Source organism: Clostridium cadaveris (assembly GCF_020911725.1).
GTDB classification, from domain to species: domain Bacteria; phylum Bacillota; class Clostridia; order Clostridiales; family Clostridiaceae; genus Clostridium_X; species Clostridium_X cadaveris.
This window is the reverse complement of the sequence record NZ_CP076620.1, coordinates 1,712,826-1,730,308: the sequence shown is the minus strand read 5'-3', so window position 1 is coordinate 1,730,308 and position 17,483 is coordinate 1,712,826. Positions and strand designations below refer to the sequence as shown.

Annotated in this window: 13 protein-coding genes; all 13 read right to left on the bottom strand. The window is 30.2% G+C overall.

Features of this window, described 5'->3' with window-relative positions; all coding sequences use genetic code 11:
* Positions 1-78 precede the first annotated feature (78 nt).
* The 13 genes from frr to KQH81_RS08075 all read right to left on the bottom strand — a co-directional run bounded on the left by frr (position 79) and on the right by KQH81_RS08075 (position 17,405).
* Positions 79-636, bottom strand: coding sequence for a ribosome recycling factor (gene frr / locus KQH81_RS08135; protein ID WP_027638112.1), 558 nt, complete (start codon positions 634-636; stop codon positions 79-81).
* Between the two features lie 23 nt (positions 637-659).
* Complete coding sequence (gene pyrH / locus KQH81_RS08130; RefSeq protein WP_027638113.1) at positions 660-1,370, bottom strand: UMP kinase; 711 nt, start codon at positions 1,368-1,370, stop codon at positions 660-662.
* A gap of 151 nt (positions 1,371-1,521) precedes the next feature.
* Positions 1,522-2,445: a translation elongation factor Ts gene (gene tsf, locus KQH81_RS08125; RefSeq protein ID WP_027638114.1), complete on the bottom strand. Its 924-nt coding sequence runs from the start codon at positions 2,443-2,445 to the stop codon at positions 1,522-1,524.
* A gap of 69 nt (positions 2,446-2,514) precedes the next feature.
* Entirely contained in the window at positions 2,515-3,216 is a 702-nt protein-coding gene (gene rpsB, locus KQH81_RS08120) for a 30S ribosomal protein S2 (RefSeq protein WP_027638115.1), read from the bottom strand.
* A gap of 235 nt (positions 3,217-3,451) precedes the next feature.
* On the bottom strand, positions 3,452-4,228 hold the full coding sequence (gene codY, locus KQH81_RS08115; RefSeq protein ID WP_027638116.1) for a GTP-sensing pleiotropic transcriptional regulator CodY: 777 nt from the start codon (positions 4,226-4,228) through the stop codon (positions 3,452-3,454).
* 238 nt (positions 4,229-4,466) lie between these two features.
* Positions 4,467-6,551: a type I DNA topoisomerase gene (gene topA / locus KQH81_RS08110; RefSeq protein WP_027638117.1), complete on the bottom strand. Its 2,085-nt coding sequence runs from the start codon at positions 6,549-6,551 to the stop codon at positions 4,467-4,469.
* Positions 6,552-6,634: 83 nt separating this feature from the next.
* Positions 6,635-7,681, bottom strand: coding sequence for a DNA-processing protein DprA (gene dprA / locus KQH81_RS08105; RefSeq protein ID WP_027638118.1), 1,047 nt, complete (start codon positions 7,679-7,681; stop codon positions 6,635-6,637).
* 14 nt (positions 7,682-7,695) lie between these two features.
* Positions 7,696-9,141, bottom strand: a complete 1,446-nt coding sequence (locus KQH81_RS08100) for a YifB family Mg chelatase-like AAA ATPase (protein ID WP_268254234.1) — start codon at positions 9,139-9,141, stop codon at positions 7,696-7,698.
* A 48-nt stretch (positions 9,142-9,189) separates the two neighbouring features.
* Positions 9,190-10,980, bottom strand: coding sequence for a recombinase family protein (locus tag KQH81_RS08095; protein ID WP_230029211.1), 1,791 nt, complete (start codon positions 10,978-10,980; stop codon positions 9,190-9,192).
* A gap of 276 nt (positions 10,981-11,256) precedes the next feature.
* The gene (locus tag KQH81_RS08090; protein WP_230029209.1) at positions 11,257-12,075 is read right to left on the bottom strand and encodes a hypothetical protein; all 819 of its coding nucleotides are present in this window, start codon (positions 12,073-12,075) and stop codon (positions 11,257-11,259) included.
* A 12-nt stretch (positions 12,076-12,087) separates the two neighbouring features.
* The gene (locus tag KQH81_RS08085; RefSeq protein ID WP_230029208.1) at positions 12,088-14,034 is read right to left on the bottom strand and encodes a phage tail spike protein; all 1,947 of its coding nucleotides are present in this window, start codon (positions 14,032-14,034) and stop codon (positions 12,088-12,090) included.
* A 43-nt stretch (positions 14,035-14,077) separates the two neighbouring features.
* Entirely contained in the window at positions 14,078-14,839 is a 762-nt protein-coding gene (locus KQH81_RS08080; protein WP_230029207.1) for a hypothetical protein, read from the bottom strand.
* Complete coding sequence (locus KQH81_RS08075; RefSeq protein WP_230029206.1) at positions 14,832-17,405, bottom strand: phage tail tape measure protein; 2,574 nt, start codon at positions 17,403-17,405, stop codon at positions 14,832-14,834. Before KQH81_RS08075 ends, KQH81_RS08080 begins: the two co-directional genes overlap by 8 nt.
* Positions 17,406-17,483: the final 78 nt, after the last annotated feature.

The following is a 17,483-nucleotide window of genomic DNA, read 5'->3' as shown; positions in this document are numbered from 1 at the left end:
TCTTTTTCCTCCTAACTATGATGATCTATAAAATTTAATTTTCTATAAATATAAAACCTGCTTAAGCAGGTTTTATATTTATATAGACATAATTTCCTTTTCTTTAGCTAAAACTACATTTTCAACTTCTTTTATATAAGAATCAGTTTTCTTTTGGACATTATCTTCTGATTTTTTTATCTCATCTTCTGATAAGTCCCCATCCTTCTTAAGAGCTTTTATCTTTTCGTTAGCATCTCTTCTTATAGCTCTTATAGCAACCTTAGTTTCTTCTCCTGCCTTCTTAACACTTTTAACTAAATTTTTTCTAGTTTCTTCTGTTAATTCTGGAACTACTAATCTTATAACAGCACCATCATTTGCTGGATTAATTCCTAGGTCAGATTTTAGTATAGCCTTTTCTATGTCCTTTAATGTACTTTTTTCCCATGGCTGAATTAATAATATTCTTGGTTCTGGCGCTGATATATTAGCTACTTGGTTTATTGGGCACATACTTCCATAGTACTCAACTTCTATTCTGTCAAGCATTGTTGGATTGGCTCTTCCTGCCTTCATAGTTGCTAAATCAGATTTTAATACAGCTATGCTTTTTTTCATTTTTTCTTCAGCTTTAGAGATAATATCTTTTATCATCCTTAAACCCTCCATATAAAATTTTACTTACAAACTAAAGTGCCTATTTTTTCTCCTCTAATTGCTCTTTGAATGTTTCCTTCTTCATCAAGTCCAAATACAAGAATAGGAATATCATTATCCATGCATAGAGAAGTTGCTGTTGAATCCATAACTTGTAATCCTTGATCCAATACCTCTATATAACTTAGTCTATCATATTTTTTAGCATCTGGGAACTTTTTAGGATCTTTATTGTAAACTCCATCAACTTTTTTTGCTAAAAGTATGACATCTGCTTCTATTTCTGCTGCTCTTAATGCTGCAGTTGTATCAGTTGAGAAATAAGGATTTCCTGTTCCTGCAGCAAATATTACTACTCTTCCCTTTTCAAGGTGTCTCATAGCTTTTCTTCTTATAAAAGGCTCTGCCACTTCTTTCATCTCAATAGCTGTTTGAACTCTAGTAACAACCCCTAGTCCTTCAAGAGAATCTTGAAGAGCTAATGCATTAATGCATGTAGCTAACATTCCCATATAGTCAGCAGTGGTTCTATCCATGCCTTCACCACTTCTTCCTCTCCAAATGTTTCCGCCACCTACAACAGCACCTACTTCTACACCCATTTCTACAAGCTGCTTTATTTCTTTTGCAATTCTTTGAGCTACCTCAAAATCAATTCCAAATCCATTTTCGCCAGCTAAAGCTTCACCCGAAAGCTTAAGAATTACTCTTTTATATTTACAACCTTCCATAAAAAACCTCCAAAATTATTGACCTACGACTAAGTCATATTTTAAAAAAGAGAACACCTAGTGTTCTCTTTTTTACTTTTACCTAGCATCAACTAGATTGTATTTATAATAAACTCAAATTTTTAGGAACACCTAAAGAGCAAGATTGTATTTATTTTCCTTGTTGCATTTGCTTTGCAACTTCTTCAGCAAAGTTTTCTTCTTTCTTCTCGATTCCTTCACCTTTTTCGAATCTAACGAATCTTACTACTTCTACTGGTACGCCTAATTCCTTTGATTTCTCTGCAACAAGTTTAGAGATTGTTAAATCTGGATTTTTAACCCAAACTTGATCAACTAAGCATACTTCTTTATAGTACTTCTTGATTCTTCCTTCAACCATTTTATCAACTATTTTTTCTGGTTTTCCTTCATTTAAAGCTTGAACTCTGTAGATTTCTCTTTCTTTTTCTATAGCATCTTGATCTACAGAAGCTTCATTTAAGTATAATGGGTTAGCAGCTGCAACTTGCATTGCTAAATCTTTTGCAAGTACGTCTATAACTTCGCTATCCTTTTCACAAGATACTTGTGCAAGAACACCGATTCTTCCGCCTCCATGTATGTAACTTCCTATAGAACCATTTTCGCTAGTGAATTTTTCAAATCTTCTAACGTTCATGTTTTCACCAATTGTTGCTATTAAATTAGTTAAAACTTCAGAAACAGTCTTTGTTTCATCTGCTATGTATTTGCTTGCAACAAATTCTTCTACAGTCTTAGCATCTGTTGATGAAGCCATTTTTGCTAAGTTCTTAGCAAACTCTTGGAAATCTGCATTTATAGCAACGAAGTCTGTTTCACAGTTTACTTCAACTATACCAGCACTTCTCTTATCTTCAGAAATATAAGTTTCAACTAAACCTTCTGCTGCTATTCTTCCAGCTTTCTTAGCTGCTGCAGCTAATCCTTTTTCTCTTAAAAACTCAACAGCCTTTTCCATATCTCCATCAGTTTTAGTAAGAGCCTTTTTGCAGTCCATCATCCCTGCTCCAGTTCTCTCTCTTAATTCTTTAACAGCTTGTGCAGTTATCATGATTATTCCTCCCTTTTAATTAATTGAAAAGGTAAATGAAACAGTTAGCTTCATCTACCTTTCTATAAATTATTCAGCTAATTGCTCGCCTTGTCTTCCTTCTATTATAGCATCGCTCATCTTTGCAGTTATTAGCTTAACAGCTCTTATAGCATCATCATTTCCTGGTATTACATAATCAACTTCATCTGGGTCACAATTAGTATCTACTATAGCTACTACTGGTATTCCTAATATTTTAGCTTCTGTTACAGCATTCTTTTCTTTTCTTGGGTCAACTACGAACATAGCTCCAATGTTTGATGCATCTAAATTCTTTATTCCACCTAAGTTTTGCTCAAGTTTTTCTTTTTCATTCTTTAACTTGATAACTTCTTTCTTTGGAAGAACATCAAAAGTTCCATCTTGCTCCATAGCTTCTAATGATTCTAATCTAGCTATTCTAGTCTTTATAGTATTGAAGTTAGTAAGCATTCCACCTAACCATCTGTTGTTAACAAAATGCATGTTTGATCTTACTGCTTCTTCTGATATAGCTTCTTGAGCTTGCTTCTTAGTTCCAACAAAAAGGATATCCTTTCCTTCTTCTGAAACGCTCTTTACGAAATCATAAGCTTGCTCTACTTTCTTTACAGTCTTTTGAAGGTCTATAATATAGATACCATTTCTCTCTGTAAAAATGTAAGGAGCCATTTTAGGGTTCCATCTTCTTGTTTGATGTCCAAAATGAACACCAGCTTCTAATAATTGTTTCATTGATATAACTGACATTTTCATACCTCCTGGTTTTTTCCTCCATCATCTTCATATTTATAAAGAACCTTTCTTCAAGGCACCTTTTTTATAAATTGGATGATGTGTGTATTTTATCCTCATACAGTATATCACAACACTTTGATGCTAGCAATAATTATTTTTATTTAATGCACAAATTTATTTTTAAGTAAAGATTATTTTTAACTTATATGAAAAGAGCACTCATGAAACATGAGTACTCTTTAGAGTTTTATTTTATTTTCTTTAATTCTTCTATAAGTTTTTCGTTTAAAATCTTTATGTGTGTTCCCTTCATACCTAAAGATCTTGATTCTATTACTCCAGCACTTTCGAACTTTCTTAAAGCATTAACTATAACTGATCTTGTTATACCAACCTTGTCAGCTATCTTAGATGCTACTAATAATCCTTCACTTCCATCTAATTCATTAAATATATGTTCTACTGCTTCTAATTCTGAATATGATAAAGTTCCTATTGCAAGTTGAACTACAGCTTTCTTTCTTGCTTCTTCTTCTATTTCATCTTGTTTAGATCTTAAAATTTCTAACCCTACTATTGTAGCACTATATTCTGCTAGTACTAAATCTTCATCAGTAAACTTTGTTTCAAATCTAGCTAAAAGTAAAGTTCCAAGTCTTTCTCTGTTTCCTACTATAGGTACTAAAGTTGTTAACTTACCTTCATTTTCGCAAGATGCTTCATGATCAAATACACATACATCTTTATTGGTTAAATTAGCTACTGTATCATGAATGTTTAAAAGCTTTGAATTATACTCTTCTGGAAATCTTCCTTCAGATAGAACAGTATCTTTTACTACTTCACATTCAAATCCATTTGAAAAATTATGACCAAGAATCTTTCCTTTTCTACTTACTATATATACGTTACACATAAGCACATCGCTTAATAAAGTACAAATGTCATCAAATACCACAGGCTCAGTTCCCGATTTTTGTAAAATTTTATTTAGCATTCTTGTCTTGTTTAATAATGTGGACATACTTCTTCCTCCTTTTTATGCTTTAGCTACTTATCCTTTATTTATAGTTTATATAAAACTCAATTTTTCTGAATATTTTAAATTTATAAACTGTTTAGAATTGTGCCATTGCCATTTAATATATTATCATAATACACGTAGGAATTCAACCACATTTTTTATATTTTCGACATTCGCTTTATGAAATTGAATGTCATTTAACAGTTTGCTAAAATTTTTTATTATAATTTAACTATTCTTAATCATTATCTTTTTCAAGAGTTTCTTGGTTTTTGCATTCTTTGTTAGAACATTCTAAATAGTTTCCTTGACTCTTGCTATATTTTTTCACCATATAGCTTCCACATTTTTTGCATTTTTTTGTCGAAGGTTCTTGCCAGCTTACAAAATCACATTCTGGATAATTGGAGCATCCATAGAATTTATTACCCTTTTTACTTCTCTTTAGTAATATATCCCCTCCACATTTTGGACAAGGAGCTTCTATTTTTTCCACTATAGGTTTAGTGTTCTTACAATCAGGATATCCAGGACAAGCTAAAAATTCACCGAATCTTCCTTGTTTTATTACCATCATTCTTCCGCATTTGTCACAAGGAACATCACTTATCTTATCCTCTATAGTTATTTTAGCCATTTCTTTTTCTGCTAATTCAAGTTTTTCCTTTAGAGGTTTAAAAAATACATCTACGACTTCTCTCCAGCCTTCTTTTCCCTCTTCAATATAATCCAGCTTCATCTCCATATCTGCAGTAAATTCTAAGTCTACTATTTCATTAAAATATTGTTCCATTACGCTATTTACTATCTTACCAAGCTCAGTAGGTATTAGACTCTTCTTTTCTCTATCTACATATTTTCTACTAAGTATAGTAGTAATTGTTGGAACATAGGTACTAGGTCTCCCTATTCCTTTTTCCTCCATAGTTTTAACAAAACTAGCTTCTGTGAACCTTGCTGGCGGCTGAGTAAAATGCTGCTTTCCTGCAACATTTGATGATTCAAGAACTTCGCTTTCTTCTAATTCTGGAAGCTTAGTATTTTCCTCATCCTCATCTACAACATACTCATATACTTTCATAAAGCCATTAAATTTTATTGATGATCCGCTTGCTTTTAATTTATATTCTCCATTTAATATATCTACGCTATAAGCATTTAGCTGTGCTGAAGACATCTGACTTGCCATAAATCTATTCCATATTAGAGAATATAATTTGTACTGTTCTCCCTTTAGACTATCCTTAACCATTTCTGGAGTAATTTCTATATAGGTAGGTCTGATAGCTTCGTGGGCATCTTGTATATTCTTCTTTCCTTTATAATTTCTAAAGCTTTCTGGCGCGTATTTTTCACCAAATCTTTCTTTTATAAATTCAGCTGCTGCTTCTTGAGCTTCTTGAGATATTCTTACTGAATCCGTTCTCATATAAGTTATAAGGCCTAATGTTCCATGTCCTTTAACATCAATTCCTTCATAAAGCTGCTGTGCTATAGACATAGTTCTTTTAGTTTGAAAGTTTAATTTTCTGTAAGCATCTTGTTGCAGTGTGCTTGTAGTAAATGGTGGAAGCGGATTCTTAGTCTTTATATATTTTTTAACTTTATCTACTTTAAATTCGTTAGCTTTTAGTTCACCTATTATTTTGTTAGTTTCCTCTTCATTTGATATTTCTATCTTGGTTCCTTTTTTGTGAGACAATTTTACTATAAACTTTTGTTTATCCTTTTTTAGTTCACAATCAATAGTCCAATACTCTTTTGGAATAAATTTCTCTATCTCTTCTTCTCTATCACAAATGAGCTTAAGAGCTGCTGACTGTACTCTTCCTGCACTTAATCCCCATTTTATATTTTTCCAAAGAATTGGACTTATTTCATATCCAACAAGTCTGTCTAAGACACGCCTAGCCTGCTGGGCATCAACTAAGTTTTCATTTATAGTCCTTGGATTTTTTATAGAGCTTTTTATCGCATTTTTTGTTATCTCATTAAATTCAATTCTACATTTTTCTTTATTATCTATTTTTAATACATTTGCTAAATGCCAAGAAATAGCTTCACCTTCTCTATCAGGGTCAGTTGCAAGATAAATCTTATCACTTTTTTTTGCTAATCTTCTTAGTTTATCTAGAAGTTCTCCTTTTCCCCTGATTGTTATATATTTAGGATTATAATTATTTTCTATGTCAACGCCTAATTGGCTCTTAGGCAAATCTCTCACATGGCCCATGGAAGCTTCCACAACAAAATTTTTCCCTAAATATTTTCCAATAGTCTTAGCTTTAGCTGGTGATTCAACAATTACTAAATTATGTCCCATATTAAAACTCCGATATAAAATTCTATGTTTCAAATGTACATCGGAGATTTCACCCCCTACATCATATTTATTTATATTATTATCTATATATTTCGAACATAATAATTCCCACTTAGACAAAGAATGGAATTGTCAAGTTGCAACTCAAATAATAACTCATATAGCATAGTTATGTCAATATTGGCTAATCTTATTAACTCATCAATGCTTATTGGATTATCTGATATTATATTAAATATTTTATTTCTATTTTTGTCTCTTATGCTTTTTATATTCTTCTTTTTTTCTAATCCTAATTCTAAAGCAATATCCTCCATGGATACTATAGGAATAGCTCCCTCCTTGATTATTTTATTGCATCCTATACTATTTTTAGAAAAAAATGACCCAGGAAGAGCAAACACAGTTTTACCTTGACTCAAAGCTTCTTTAGCCGTTATTATTGTTCCACTTTTTTCTCCTCCCTCTACAGCTATGACACCACTACTTAAACCGCTTATTATCCTGTTTCTTATTGGAAAATTATAACTGAAAGGCTTTGTCCTCGGATGAAATTCCGATAAGATAACTCCTTTTTTCGCTATGTCCTGAAAAAGTCTATAATTGATTTTGGGATAAATCACGTCTATTCCACAACCAAAAACAGCAGTGGTCTTCAATCCATACTTTAGTGCATATTTATGACTTAAGCTGTCAATACCTATAGCTCCTCCGCTTATTATATTAATTTCGAAGTTTGACAAATAATTCATAAGTGCCTTTGTAAAATCTTCTCCATATGTAGTACAGTTTCGTGCACCTACTATAGCTATAGTTTTCATTTCATCTAAAATACTGATTTCTCCCTTATAAAACATCACTGGAGGCGCATTATTTATTTCGCATAATTTTCTAGGATAATTTTCACCTTTATATATTGATACACTTATGTCATTGTCATCCAAATATTTTTTAGTTTCTTTTATGTAATCATCATAATAGTATTCTTTAAGCTTTTCTAATCTTTTATTCTTTTCATTGCTATAAATATTATTCCATATTCCCTCTACAGTTTCGTATTGATTAATTAATTCCCATTTTGCCTGATTTGACATAGGACACAGAGCAAAGGTTAATTCCTCTTTATTCATAATAAGTCTCCCTCCTAAATCACTTCATTATTAATAAATTTTCTATACTGCATAGCTTCACATATATGCTCTTTTTTTATTTCTTTTTCCTCTTTAAGATCTGCTATAGTTCTTGATAACTTTATTAATTTGTCATAGGATCTAGTAGTTAAGCTATATTTATCATATATAATCTGAAGCATATCTCGTACGTCACTGCTTAAATAAATAAGTTCTAATATTTCAGCATGATTTAAATCACTATTATATCTCAAATTTAGTCCTTTATATCTTTCTGCTTGTATAAATCTAGCTATCTCCACTCTACTTTTTATAGCTTTAGAACTTTCATTATTTTCTTTTGATGAATTTAATTCATATGATTTTAAAGGTGGTACATAAGAAAAGATATCTATTCTATCTAAGATTGGTCCTGATAATTTGCTTAAATAATTCTTTCTTTCCTTATATGTACATGTGCACTGCTTATTTCTATCTGATGATAAATAATATCCACATTTGCACGGATTCATACTGGCCAGTAGTAGAAATTTTGATGGGTATTTTATATTTCCATTAGCCCTACTTAGAGTTATAAATTTATCTTCTAATGGCTGCCTTAATACTTCAAGAACATCTTTTTTAAACTCTAGTATTTCATCTAAATATAATACTCCGTTGTGAGCAAGTGTTATTTCTCCCATATTGAGATCCTTACCACCTCCAATTATTGCAGATGTAGTGGCTGTGTGGTGGGGATTTCTAAAAGGCCTGTCATATATAAGCTTATTGCTTTTCAAATGCCCTGATACACTATATATTTTTGTAGTTTCTAATGCCTCCTCATAAGTTAATGTGGGAAGTATACTGCACATCCTATTAGCAAGCATAGTTTTTCCTGTTCCTGGTTCTCCGAACAATACAGTATGATGATTTCCTGCTGCAGCTATTTCTAAAGCTCTCTTGTTACTTTCATGACCTGCTACCTCATTGAAGTCAAGGTCTCTTTCATAAGAATTTTCTATATTGGGATTATATTTACCATTAGGTTCAACTGCCATCATATCATTAAATATAAGCAAACTTATTACTTCTTTTAAATTGCTCAAAGGATACACCTTTATTCCTTTAAGTAATGTACACTCATTCAAATTCTCATAAGGTATTATGAAATCATCTATACCATTTTTTTGAGCTTCTATAATTATAGGTAAAATACCATTAACTGCTCTTATATCTCCATTTAATGCCAGTTCACCTAAAATCAAAAATTTTTCTAATCTTTCTACTGGTATTACGTCTTCTAAAGCTAATATAGATATTGCAATAGGCAAGTCTAATAAAGTACCTTCTTTTTTTATATTGCTAGGTGCTAAATTGATTATTATTTTCCCCAAAGGAAATTTATAGCCACTATTTATGATTGCGCTTCTAACTCTTTCTTTTGCTTCCTTAATAGATGCATCTGGAAGTCCAACTATATGTATTTACATCTACATAGTCAATATTTTTTTCAACAAAAATAAAAGTTAAAATATATTTAAATTTTTAATAGCATCATTTATTTTTATAGCTTTAACTAGTGGGTTATTTTCATCATTATTAAACATTTCTAGTATAGTATTTCTTACATTACTATACTCCCCTGATTCCCCCGCTAATTCCATACCAATCATTTGAATTAAATGAGCTTTTGTTATTGTTGTTACTTTACCATCTTTACTTATCTCAAATCTAACTAGATATTTTTCTATAAAATCTTTTCTACTTATTTCATTTGGTATTTCTCCGCCTATGTTTTGAATTATATATTCAGTTCTCGTATAAAAATCTAATATTGCTTCTAGATTCTTTTTAGGGATATTTATATTATCTATTTCTTTTTTTAATCTATTTATATCTTCTTCTATTTGTTCTTTTTTCTTATTAAATATATCTTTAGTTAATCCTTCATCTAAATATATATCTAATAATCTACTTAACTTATTATTCAGAATATCTATTTGTTTATTTTTTTCTTCTACATCTATATTTTTACTTAAAGTATTGACCTTTTCTTTTAAAATATTCTTCTTATTTTCTAGAATTTCTATTACACTTTCTTTAAAATTATCCGTAATTTCCTTTAATTGTCCATATTTACAGAAGAATTCTATTATATTATCTAATTTTTCTTTTCTTATATTAGGATTCTGACAAGAACCTTTTCCTCTTAGCTTTTTAGTAGCACATGTATAATAATCTATTTTCTTTCTTTCTCCATTTAAAAGTTTTCTATATTCAACATTCTTATTATAATATTTACCACAACTGCAACAATATATTTTACGTGCTAATTCTGTTCTAGATAGATATTTGCCTTTTTTTATATTATCACTGGTATTTTCTTTGATGATTTTCTGAACTTTATCAAAAGTTTCTATATCTATTATTTGGTCAACTCGGTCTGATTCTTGTACTATCCATTCCTCAACGGGTTTTAGTTTTCTACTTCTTCCGTTATCATGAGTTGTTTCCCATCTGTTACGTGCTACTCTACCCGTATAGTATGGATTTTGTAGGATTCTCATAACTACATTTTCTTTAAAATCAACTCCTGCACGTGTTTTAATATTATTTTCTCTAAGGTATTTACATATCCTTCTACTACCTTCACCTTGTAATCTAAGATTATATATTAACTTAACTATCTCTGCTTCTTCTTTAATGATTCTAAGAGTATTCTCTTCTTTATTAAATGTATAACCGTACAATTCTTTGCCAACTCTTATTTTACCCGCTTTTGCACTTTCTTTAGCACCAAATGCAACCTTCTTAGACTTGTCTATACTTTCTCTTGCATCCATCGAAAACATAAACTCTAATAGCATCATTTCTTCAGGAGATTCTGTACTTTTATTTAAATCTAGGAAAAAAATATATACACCATTCGCTCTTAATGCTTTAACTATTTTACTTACATCCGTATTCCTTGCAAACCTGCTAGTGTTTTTTACATATATATATTTAAATTTTGGCTTTCGTTTTGGATTAATGACATAGTCTGTGCTTATATATTTATTTCTTATTTCTCCACTATTGGCTCTATTTTCAACTTTATCTAGTCCCGCATCTTGTAACATTTTATTAAATTCCGTTCTATGTCTAAACTCCATTCCTGTTAAACCCTTATCCGCATAAATATTAGTAAGTTCAAAACCCTTTTCTTTATTTAATTCTCTATTAAAATAAATTTGCTGATTTTCGAAACTTTCTTCTTGTTCTTTTTTATCTGTACTAACTCTACAGTAAGCACATACTTTTATTAATTCTCTTTCCATTTTATTCTCCTCCGTACCAACTATCTATTTATTATACCATATCTGATATTGAAAAAAATTAGGGTAGCCGTATAAAAACAGTTACCCTTGTCTATAATTTTTATTGAGGTGTTTATTATGTATTTTAAAAAATCCAAACATGAATTTGCAAAAATCTCTACATTAATATATATGTCTATTTTGTTTATATTTTTATTAACAATTTTCACTGTCATCAATGTATAAATGCTAGATTAAACTAAAACTTTTTTCTTAAATTTTAACAGAAACGATGTTTTAAAAAGTCAAACTATCTATAAAACTTTTTTCTATAGGTTTTATTTCTAGCTTTTTTGCTTCTTCAATGGTTCGTTTTAAATCTTCTAAAATAATAGATGCATTTCCCACTGTAGCCAATGCATCTATTGCTTTATAACCACTATCTATTAAATCTTCTAAAATTATAGGTGTTCCATTTATAGCATCTCTATAATATATCATATTACAATTTATTATAGTTTTACCCATACCTTTATAGGAAACTTCTACTAATTTACCTATTAAGTTAGTAGAACAATATATCATATTATTTTCACCTATGTAATAAGCATTTAAATTAGACGTTATTTCATCAAGTTTGTAAACTCTTTTTAGATTTATTCCATCCTTAGATTTTAATTTAATTCCATAGTATTTATCAGGAATTTCAGTTAGTTGTACTGCTGAATTTATAGGACTTATGGTATGAGTTTCAGTTCTATCAACAACTATAGGGATTCCCTTTTCATTTTTATAAGCTTGTTCTATCCAACCTTTATCTTCATTTAAATAGGTTGATGTAGGATAATTACCATTTAATATATTTTCTTTTACTTCTTCAACAGTTTCAGGAATAAAAAACATTACATCTACTGCTTCAGCCTTGTCATAAGTGAAAGTAACTTTTCCTGTGTGTTCTATTTTTACACCAACATTAATATTATTCCCTGTTTCATCATAACAATGAACACCTACATTACTACTATATACATTTAAACTTTTTATAAATACATAAGTATTATCACTTCTTTTAGTCCAATCAGCACTTTTAATATTTAACAAAAAAGTCTTAACCATATAATCACCTCCTTATGCTGTTACATTAACATGTATAGTAATTTCTAACTTTATACTTTCTTGCTTTAAGATATATGCTAATTGCAATTCTTCTCCTACACCAGCTAGATTTTTATAATAAACCCCATTAGCATATAGTTGTCCACGAACATTAAATGTTCCATCTAAGATATTTTTATCTTTATAATAAACAACTTGATTGTGTGTTATAAAGATAGGATTATCTGTCGCAGAACTTATATTTTTAAAATTTAAATTTATTTGGAAATCCTTGCCTTTAAACTCATCAGGTAATTTAACACTTGTTTCAAACATGCTTCTTTCGTCAGTATAAGCCGTTATATCGGTATCATAGCTTAAATGATGATACTCTCTTTTACTTCCACCGAATTTATTGTAAAATCCATCTTTAGGACTTATTATAACCATAGAACCGTCAGGTTGTTTACTTTTAAATTCACCGTTGTTCATATTTATGGTTGTACTGCCATCTTTACTACTAAACAAATTACCAACTATCTTATCTGCAATAATTCCCTCGGCTGTAAAGGCACTTGTAAAATCCCAATCTCTACCGTCTGGGGTACGTTGTTGGCTTATTTGTATACCTGCACTTCCCCCAACCATACAACCATAAGAAAGACTATTAGGGTCTAAATCTTCCCATATAAATGCTCGTTGGTCTTGCAATTGTCCTATTTGTCTTTGTGCTTTAAGTTTGGTCTTAGCTGCATCTAAGAATCCCTTAACTTTTTCAGCTAATAGATTTCCATCTTTGTCTGAAATATTATCAAACTTACCATCTACATCATTTAAAATGTTATCTATTCTATTATTCATATTATTCCACTTATCATTTTCATTTTTGAAATAATCGTATGTAGCTTGTCCTAGTTTTAAACTGTTATAAGATTCTGTTACAACATTGTAATCATAACCGATACATCTTATATTCGTATCTACGCCTAGTTTACTATGTCTTGCTCTAACTATGTCACCTTGATGAATTTCTTCTAATATAGGTACATCTTTATATTCTAATGTTTTAGATAAGTCTACAAATTCTATGTTTAGTGCAACTAAAGGAACGTCTATATGTTCTTCTGTAAACATTAATTTAGCACGTCTTATTAATTCTGCTCTTGCTTCTTCTATTGTATTAAATCCTTCTTCATCATTTTCATCCTTAACTTTAATATCTTCGAATACAATTTCTTTTTCAAAAATATCATAATATTTATTTATATTCTCAGAATCTATCCAAGGAGTTTTACCCTCTAATCTTAATCCGTTAAACCCAATAGGTATAATTCTTGTTACGACACCACTCATGTCCACTTCTTCATGCAAGCCAGTTAGATTCTTAGCGTACTCTATAGTAACACCGTTGTCATGTCCAATGCTTTCATTAATATATATATCATAATTATTAAGGTAGATTTCTCCTCCCCAAACTCTAGTAAAAGAGTTGTCTATATCCCCATTTAATGCTTGTACAATATTCTTCTTATCGTATCTTGCCCTTCTTACTTTAGATATATTAGAATGTCCCTTATATTTAGTATTAGCTAAAATCTTATCTAGTGCTTGTTGACCGTTACAATCTCCTGTGTCAACTATCATTACATCTTCGTTTTTCATATCTTTTACATAAGTTTTTACAGAATCGAAGAAAATTGGATAAGCTGTCGCAATAATACTATCTAAATCTTTTTCTATTTTACTTATTCTAAATAATTGTTTTTCTTTAGACCATGGTGCTTTACATTTAATTACTGCCATTTCTTCAACATATGCACTTTTATATTCTGTAGAATCATCCACTAACGCTTCTAAAGTCAACACAGGAATAGAATTTATATCTTCACATGTTATTTTACATTCTTCCACAATACTATCTATTGTAATATCACCATTCCAATCGTAGTTTGTATTTCCTACATCATATATTTCTATCATTATAAAACCTCCTATTAAAAAAGGAGCAGAATAAATCTGCCCCTTAACATACTATTTCATCATCTTGAATATCTAATTCTTTTATATTTCCGTTCCATGTAATTATGTTTTCGCCATTTTTAAAATATAAATTTTCATAATCACCTTTCATTTTCGTGTTTCTAAATGTTCCATCGTTTTTATAACAAATCCTTCTTTTAGTATCTATTATGCAAGATTGCCCCACATCCACTACAACTTCTTTTTCGTTTACAGTTAATGTTATAAGTCCTTCACCTTTAATTTTAAAAAGCGGTGTTGAAGGTATAACATTAGTACTATTCCACGTATAGCTTTTCCCATTTATATGAGCCATGTCTAGACTTATACCTGTACTTATGTACTGAAATGGTTCGCATACAAAAGTTGCACCAAATTTAAATAGTCTTTTATTAATCTTATTTGCTCTCTCTAAATTTTCTATTTTAACATATTTAACTCTAAAATAAACACCTACATTTTCCTTAGTCCCTTGAGGTAACAATAACTTATTATCTTCTATATTAGTAAGCCAATTTCTTATAGTGTTTGAATTTTTAGCTATAATTTCATCACCATATATATAAAATTTAATATGTATTTCTACATCTTCATAAGTATTGTCATCTATAGTAAGATTACCATTTCTACCAATGACAGGAACCGACTTTATCTTTTTTTGTGCAAATGGAATGGAGATTTTTTCAGCAACAAATATATTTTTAAATTTAGAATCTATACCGTTAAATCTTATCGTAGAAAATTTAGTTTCATTAAATTTAAGCAATTGCTACACCCCTTCCTATCAAATTGTTTTGTTGTTCTTTATTTATTCCTTGCTTTATTTTACTTAATGTTTCTTTACTTAAGGCTTTTATCGCTTTCCCATTTATGTCTATTGTATTATCTACTAATACATATATAACTTGTTGTGATTGTTTAACTCTTTTATTAACAATTGCATCTATATTTCTATACATAGAATCTAATGGGACTATTGCTTCAGCATTTCTTCCCATTCCTTCAAATTTATCACCAACTCCAATATTGCCTAATATCGTAGGTTCATCTATAATACCACCCCTCCAATACCAATCTACAGCAACTTTGGGTATACTAGGAGGATTTAAGCTAAAACTACCAGTTATATTAAAGTGTGGTAACTTAAATTTGCTTTTAACCCACTCCCACGCACTTGAAATTTTCTCCATAACATAATCCCATTTATCTTTAAGACTTTGCATTGAATTTTTTATTTTTTGCATAGAGTTGTCTACCTTTTCTCTAAACCAATCGCATTTATTATAAGCCGTAACAAAAGCTGCTGCTAAAGCACCTATTATTATTACTACTTTAGCTATGGGATTTAAGCTCATAACAAAATTAAGTGCTACTTGTGCTAACTCCATCGCTTTAGTCGCTATTGTACTAGCTATTGTTGCCGCCTTATGTGCCGTCCAAACAATAACATTCTTTCCTATTTCTATAGTGCTTTTTATAAATTCTATAGTCATTTTCCCTAAACTTAAAGTCATATTCCCTATAGCTTTTGCTCCACCTACAACCCCATTAACAAGTGTTTTACCACACGTTAATGCAAATTTACCTACATGTTTAGCTCCATCTATAGCTTTGCTTCCTAAATCTCCAATTGTTGTAATTGCTTTTCCACCAATTTCTTTAAATTTAGTAAATCCATCTATAGTTGTACTTATGCCTTTGCTTAATTTACTTATTCCACTTAAGCCAATTGTAGTTCCTACAACAAGACCTCCTGCCCCAACTATAAACTTTTTCTGCGAGTCACTTAATCCATTAAATGCATCAGTAACTTTAGAGATTGCATCAAATCCCATAGCAGCAATTGGCAAGAGTATATCACCTAAACCCCTAACAGCATTTGTCCCTTTATTAAAAGCAACTTTCATTTTATTGCCTGTTGTGTCATTTACTATATCAAATGCAGTTGTAGTTGCTCCTGCTGATTTATTCATTTGCTCTAACATTCCATTAAAATCTTTCCCACCATTTTCAGCTAAAATTAAAGCAGCTTTTCCTGCTTCAGCACTTCCAAACATGTCTGCTAAAGACTTACCATTTTTCTTAGCTGCACCACTCATGGTGTTTAAAATATCTCCAAGTGTTTTACCTTCTTTTGTAAGTTGTTGAAATGTCTTTCCTGTAGCATTTTTTAAAGCTTTACTTGCTACTGTTCCACTTTTACTCATTTCATTTAGCATGGAACTCATGTACGTTGTAGTTTCAGCTGATTTTATACCGTTTGACGTCATTAACGCATAACCCGATGCAACTTGTTCTAACGATACTGAAGAAACGTCAGCTGTTTTAATTATCTTACCCATAGACTCAGATAATTCTCCAACTGTTACCTTACCTAGATTTTGAGTTGTTATTAAAATATCACTTACTTTTGTAGCATCTTCTGCTTTTAATTTATATCCATTTAAAATTGTGGTCAATAAGTCTAATGATTGTCCCGCTTCTGCAAATCCCGCTTTTGCTAATTTAGTTGAATCTGTAACAAAATTAACTGCATCACCAGTCTTTTGACCCGCACTAATAGCATCATAGACGTTATTAGCTATATCTTTAGCACTAATTCCAGTTTGATTCGATAAATCCATAATAGCTTTTTTCATATCGTCATAACTTACTTCTGTCTTATCTGCAATAGTAAATACTTTTGCCATAGAGTCCTCAAAATCCATCGCCATTTTACCACTTGCAACTCCTGCTCCTGCTATTCCAATAGCAAATGGTTTTAATTTACTTACAATATTATCTGTTTTTTTAGCAAATTCATCTAGTTTAACTGTGCTTAATGCTTTATTTACATCTTTAAGAGCTTTCTCATTTTCCATTAATGCAGTTTTCATATTATTAAGTTTAGTTTTATTAGTATCTAGTTTATTATTAGTTGTATCAAATTGTTTTTCATTCCCATTTAATTGTTTTTTAAGTCCGTCTAATTCTTTCTCTAAAGCTTTAGTTTCATCAGAATTCTTACCTGTAGTCTTTATAGATTCTTGTAATTTAGAATTAACTTTATCTATAGAGTCATGAAGTTCCATATTTTTACTTCTATTCTTAACTAAATCATCTGTTAATTTTTTTGTATAATTACTTTGCAGTTTAATCTGTTCATTTTGTAATTTAACTTTAGAAGTCAATTCTTGCTGTTTAATTTTTAATTTATCTTGTTCACTACCGTAAAGTTTAGCTTTAGTTGCACTAAGAGTAAACTCAGAGTTAACTTCTTTTAGTTGTGTAACCATTGCTTTCATTTGCTTTTGAAAATCACCAGTATTAGCTCCAACTTTAATATTTGCCATTAAAATTTCTCCTTTCTATTATTAATTTACATAGAAAAACAAGCTAAAAAAAATGGTTGATTAACTTGCTTTTCTACA

Coding starts and splice junctions, on each gene's coding strand:
- dprA (WP_027638118.1), bottom strand. CDS start 7,681: ATGAATAAAGAGGAATTAACCTTTGCTCTGTGTCCTATGTCAAATCAG.
- topA (WP_027638117.1), bottom strand. CDS start 6,551: ATGGGACATAATTTAGTAATTGTTGAATCACCAGCTAAAGCTAAGACT.
- KQH81_RS08095 (WP_230029211.1), bottom strand. CDS start 10,980: ATGGAAAGAGAATTAATAAAAGTATGTGCTTACTGTAGAGTTAGTACA.
- codY (WP_027638116.1), bottom strand. CDS start 4,228: ATGTCCACATTATTAAACAAGACAAGAATGCTAAATAAAATTTTACAA.
- KQH81_RS08085 (WP_230029208.1), bottom strand. CDS start 14,034: ATGATAGAAATATATGATGTAGGAAATACAAACTACGATTGGAATGGT.
- KQH81_RS08090 (WP_230029209.1), bottom strand. CDS start 12,075: ATGGTTAAGACTTTTTTGTTAAATATTAAAAGTGCTGATTGGACTAAA.
- tsf (WP_027638114.1), bottom strand. CDS start 2,445: ATGATAACTGCACAAGCTGTTAAAGAATTAAGAGAGAGAACTGGAGCA.
- pyrH (WP_027638113.1), bottom strand. CDS start 1,370: ATGGAAGGTTGTAAATATAAAAGAGTAATTCTTAAGCTTTCGGGTGAA.
- rpsB (WP_027638115.1), bottom strand. CDS start 3,216: ATGTCAGTTATATCAATGAAACAATTATTAGAAGCTGGTGTTCATTTT.
- KQH81_RS08075 (WP_230029206.1), bottom strand. CDS start 17,405: ATGGCAAATATTAAAGTTGGAGCTAATACTGGTGATTTTCAAAAGCAA.
- frr (WP_027638112.1), bottom strand. CDS start 636: ATGATAAAAGATATTATCTCTAAAGCTGAAGAAAAAATGAAAAAAAGC.